Here is a 4,988-nt window from a genome sequence, read left to right on the forward strand (position 1 = left end):
CATCCATATTTATATTATTTGTAATCGAAACGCTTTAGCAGAACAAGTTCAAGCCGAAAAACAAAAAAAACAAGTAGAGAAGGCGTTGAAACGAAATGTTGAATTACATTTCCAAGTTACCGCATCATATCTATGACTCGGTTTACAAAATTTTCACAAAGAGGTATCATTTGTTTTATAAAAGGAAAGGTACACAGGGATTTCAACAAAGTATAGAAGGAAGTGCAGCGTTCATGGACACTACGAAAACAAGCATGATTGATTTAAATAATACAGCGTACTATAATAACCGCGAATTAAGTTGGCTTGCGTTCAATGAACGCGTGTTGCAAGAGGCGCTTGATGAACGCAACCCTTTATTAGAACGTTTAAAATTTACTAGTATTTTCAGCTCGAATTTAGATGAATTTTTCATGGTACGTGTGGCAGGATTGAAAGATCAAGTTAAAGTAGGTTTTAACAAGCCTGAAAATAAGGCTGGACTCACACCTAAGCAACAGCTTAGTCAAATCGCTAAAAAAACACATATACTCGTTCAACGACAATATGATACATATCATAATATTTTACTTCCACAATTAAAGGAAGAAAATATTATTCCTCTTTCTTTTGAAGATTTAACGCCGGAGCAATTGGTATTTATTGAAGAATATTTTGATGAACAGATATTTCCTGTTTTAACACCGGTAGCAATTGATGCGTATCGCCCATTTCCAATGCTTTTAAACAAAAGCTTGAACTTGGCCGTAATGCTGTATGATGAAAAACAAGAAGACGAAGAAAATAGAAAAAAGCTAGGTAGTGTCCAAGTTCCTTCTGTAATGGGAAGATTTATTGTCCTTCCTACTGAGGAAGGGAGAAGATTTATTTTCTTAGAAGATGTAATTCGAAATTTCACACATAAATTATTCACCGGATATAGTGTTCTATCCGTTACAAGTTTACGTATTACGCGGAATGCCGATCTTACCATTCATGAGGAAGGTGCACGAGATCTTCTTAAAGTAATAGAGAAAGAATTAAAGAAGAGTAAATGGGGTTCAGCTGTTCGATTAGAAGTTGGAAAATCAGGCTTAGATGATCATGTTCTCTCTCTTTTACATGAAGTGCTAGAGGTGCACGAGAAGGACATATATTTTATTGATGGTCCTCTTGATTTAACATGTATGTTCTCTTTTTACAAAAATGTAGAGCAAACGCATGAGCATTTAACATATCCGGCTCTCATTCCGCAACCACCACAGGATTTACAATCTGATGATAATGATATTTTTGAAAAAGCACTAGAATCAGATATTCTATTGCATCATCCTTATGAATCGTTTCAACCGGTTATTGATTTTGTACAGAGTGCCGCCGATGATCCTGATGTTTTGGCAATTAAACAAACTTTGTACCGCGTAAGTGGAGACTCCCAGGTTATCCAAGCACTGAAGACCGCTGCGGAAAAAGGAAAGCAAGTAACGGTTCTCGTTGAATTAAAAGCAAGATTTGATGAAGCAAATAATGTACATTGGGCTAAGGAATTGGAACAAGCTGGTTGTCATGTGATATACGGGGTAAGCCATTTAAAAACGCATAGCAAAATAACTCTTGTTGTACGCCGAAAAAATGGGAAAATTGAACGGTTTGTTCATTTAGCTACAGGGAACTACAATGACTCAACTGCAAAGCTTTATACTGATTTTGGACTGATTACTACTCGTAAGGGCTTTGGCATTGATGCAACAAACTTTTTTAATTATTTAAGTGGATATACGATGAAGCCGCAATTTACTGAATTATCTGTAGCTCCATTAGATATTCGTCATACATTTTTAGAACGAATCGATGAGGAAATTCGCTATCATAAGCAGTATGGAAATGGGCATATTATTGCAAAAATGAATTCGTTAACAGATAAGCCACTGATACAAAAGTTGTACGAAGCATCCCAGGCTGGTGTAAAGATAGATTTAACGATTCGAGGCATTTGTTGCTTACGACCAGGCATTCCAAATGTAAGTGAAAATATTCGTGTGTTTAGTATTGTTGGACGGTACTTAGAGCATAGTAGAATTTATTATTTCTATCATAATGGAGATGAAATGCTGTATCTATCTTCTGCAGACTGGATGACTCGTAATATGGAAAGACGCGTGGAAATCGCCTTTCCGATCCTCGATAATCAAATTAAAAAACGTATCATCCATGTCTTACAATTAATCTTATCTGATAATATGAAAAATCGGGAACAAAATGCAAACGGTGAATATCATTATGTGACTAGGAAGGAAGGAGATCCAGAAATTAATTGTCAGATTGAGCTATTTAACTTAGCTTATGCTGGGAATGAAAGTGTGGATGAGTAAGTCTATTAAAAACAAGAGTTGACCTAAATGGCAGGATACATCCTGTCTAAGGTCAGCTCTTTTTTTGTAGCAGTGTTAATACATATAAGGCGAATATGGTGGATATGGATATGGTGTTGGGTACGGATAGGGCTGTGGGTAATATGGATAAGGTCTTGGCCCAAATGCTAGTGCCCCGCCTAGTAAACCTCCTGCAATACCTGCTAAGAAAGGAATTCCGAAGAATGGAAGAAACCGGGTATCTTCTTGGAGAACTGGGCCAGAACGAAATGGTATTGGATACATTTGAGGATACATGTAATAAACCTCCCTAATTGGATTCGGTGTAGTATATGGGAAATTGTCCTTATAAGAGCAAGTACTCTAGTAAAATTATGAAAATTGGGCATTTATGCTAACTAAGTGGATAAAGGTTAAATACAGTAAGTTCAGGCCTTGCCAAAAAACGGAAAGGAACGCGCGTTGTGCCTAGTCCTCGATTTACATAAATGGTAAGGGGATATTTCCCTAGTAGTTGATAAAAACCTTCTACATATTTATGAGCAAGAGGGGGAGTGATAATTGGCCCAAAATAAGGTAATTGGACTTGTCCCCCATGACTATGACCTGATAATTGCAAATGTATGGGATAGTTAGCGATGGTAGGTGCAACATCAGGTTCATGTACAAGAAGTATCGTATATACATGTCCTTTAGCTTTGCGTATTGTTTGTTCAATTTTGGGATGGCCTAGCATGATGTCATCAATACCGATAAGAGCAATTTCACTTCCATTTACCAGTCGAATTCGTTTTTCTTCGTTTTGTAGAAGCTGAAACCCGGACTTCTGCATGATTTGTGCATATATATCTGTGCCATATCCCCCGTGATCGTGATTCCCATAAATCGCAAATTTACCTAAAGATGATTGCAACCGACGTAAAATAGGAGCAATTTGTTCAGTTTCGTTATAACTCTGTTGATCGTCAATTAAATCTCCTGTAAAAATGATAATATCGGGGTGTTGCTCGTTTATTTTTTTTACAACCCCATCTAGTTGTGCCAAGGAATAATGGTAGCCAAGATGGCAATCGCTAAATTGAACAATTTTGATATTTTCTAGACCAGACCCGAGCAATGGAGATGTAAGAGTATGATAGGAAACTGTCAGCATGGTAGGCTCAATATATCTTGCATAAATATAGCCAACGCTCGTCGTTAGTATACTGTAACATAACCAGGAGATCCCTTTTTTGCAAAATGTTCTTCGATTCATCATTTTCATTGATTTCACCTATAGTTAGAATTTTTACTAGTATATATTATTTGTAAGAAATTATGATAGAGTAAAAGATACTAGGAAGAAAATATATGAAATAATGTATGGTAATGGTAAAATTAGTTATAATCATTTTTTATGGGGGGAATCAGGATGAAAGGGAAAGTTGCTATTATTACGGGTGGTTCTAGTGGAATGGGGAAGGCAATGGCTTTACGTTTTGCTAAGGAAGGAGCTCATGTTGTAATTACAGGACGAACTTATGAAACATTAGAAGTAACAAAACGAGAAATTATGGAAATTGGACTGGAACCATTATTAGTTGTGATGGATGTCCGGAATCCAGATGAGGTCGATGTTATGGTGGAGCAAACGGTACAGCATTTTGGGACGATTGATTACTTAGTAAATAATGCAGCAGGAAATTTCATTTGCCCTGCTGAAGACTTGTCTGTAAATGGCTGGAATGCTGTGATTAATATTGTTTTAAATGGGAGTTTTTATTGCAGTCGTGCTGTAGGAAAATATTGGATTGAAAATAAAATTCACGGAAGCATTATTAATATGGTTGCAACTTATGCGTGGGATGCCGGACCAGGTGTCATTCATTCTGCTGCAGCTAAAGCAGGTGTACTAGCTATGACAAGAACCCTAGCAGTAGAGTGGGGAAGAGCCTATGGTATACGAGTAAATGCGATTGCTCCAGGACCTATCGAGCGTACAGGAGGGGCTAAACGACTATGGGTATCAGAGGAAGCAGCGAAGCAAACGATTGATAGCGTTCCATTAGGTCGTCTAGGAACGCCAGAGGAAGTAGCAGGTCTAGCATTTTATTTACTTTCTAATGAATCCGCTTACATTAATGGTGCATGTGTTACGATTGATGGCGGACAGCACTTGCATCAGCATCCCTTTTAATTGAATAATATGAATCCATTTCATACTAGGATGTCTCAAAAGGGGATGTAAGTTGTTTTGAGACATTCTAGTTTTTTCTTTAATTTTTCTCAGCATCCATTGTAATTCGAACAAGTTCTTTGTAACCCGCATCTGCTGCAATCGCACTACCTATTAAAAATAAAATTGACCCTCCTAATGTAAAAAGTCTCCCGACAAATACTTCTTTTGCATTTTCAATGCTATCATTCATCAATTTAAATCCCCCTTACTCTACATACTACTTTTATATATATGCTTTAATGAAGAAAATGTGTGTTTACCTATGCTTTTCAAATAATATGGAAAGGCACAGGTTCTCATCGATAGAAAAACTGTAAGAAAATTTAATTCTAAAGTACACTTTTATCTCATCATCATGATATAATCTTTGCAAATAAAGGGGGAGAGTACTTTGGTGGATGCTTTAGATGTAATTGCAA

At 36.8% G+C, this 4,988-nt stretch carries 5 protein-coding genes; 2 read left to right on the forward strand and 3 right to left on the reverse strand.

Annotated elements, in window-relative coordinates:
* Positions 1-233 precede the first annotated feature (233 nt).
* Positions 234-2,351 carry an RNA degradosome polyphosphate kinase gene (locus AC11ZT_RS05440; RefSeq protein WP_484058632.1) on the forward strand — a complete coding sequence of 706 codons (2,118 nt, stop codon included), beginning with the start codon at positions 234-236 and terminating at the stop codon, positions 2,349-2,351.
* Between the two features lie 75 nt (positions 2,352-2,426).
* Here the strand turns inward: AC11ZT_RS05440 and AC11ZT_RS05445 are convergent, their stop codons facing one another.
* Together AC11ZT_RS05445 and AC11ZT_RS05450 are read right to left on the reverse strand one after the other, a co-directional pair.
* Positions 2,427-2,648: a hypothetical protein gene (locus tag AC11ZT_RS05445; protein WP_484058633.1), complete on the reverse strand. Its 222-nt coding sequence runs from the start codon at positions 2,646-2,648 to the stop codon at positions 2,427-2,429.
* Between the two features lie 97 nt (positions 2,649-2,745).
* Positions 2,746-3,615, reverse strand: coding sequence for a metallophosphoesterase (locus AC11ZT_RS05450; protein ID WP_484058634.1), 870 nt, complete (start codon positions 3,613-3,615; stop codon positions 2,746-2,748).
* A 147-nt stretch (positions 3,616-3,762) separates the two neighbouring features.
* Here AC11ZT_RS05450 and fadH point away from each other — a divergent pair, with 147 nt between their 5' ends.
* Entirely contained in the window at positions 3,763-4,527 is a 765-nt protein-coding gene (gene fadH / locus AC11ZT_RS05455) for a 2,4-dienoyl-CoA reductase (protein ID WP_484058635.1), read from the forward strand.
* A gap of 79 nt (positions 4,528-4,606) precedes the next feature.
* Here fadH and AC11ZT_RS05460 read toward each other — a convergent pair whose 3' ends face one another.
* On the reverse strand, positions 4,607-4,762 hold the full coding sequence (locus AC11ZT_RS05460; RefSeq protein WP_484058636.1) for a hypothetical protein: 156 nt from the start codon (positions 4,760-4,762) through the stop codon (positions 4,607-4,609).
* Positions 4,763-4,988: the final 226 nt, after the last annotated feature.

Source organism: Ectobacillus sp., from assembly GCF_056992975.1.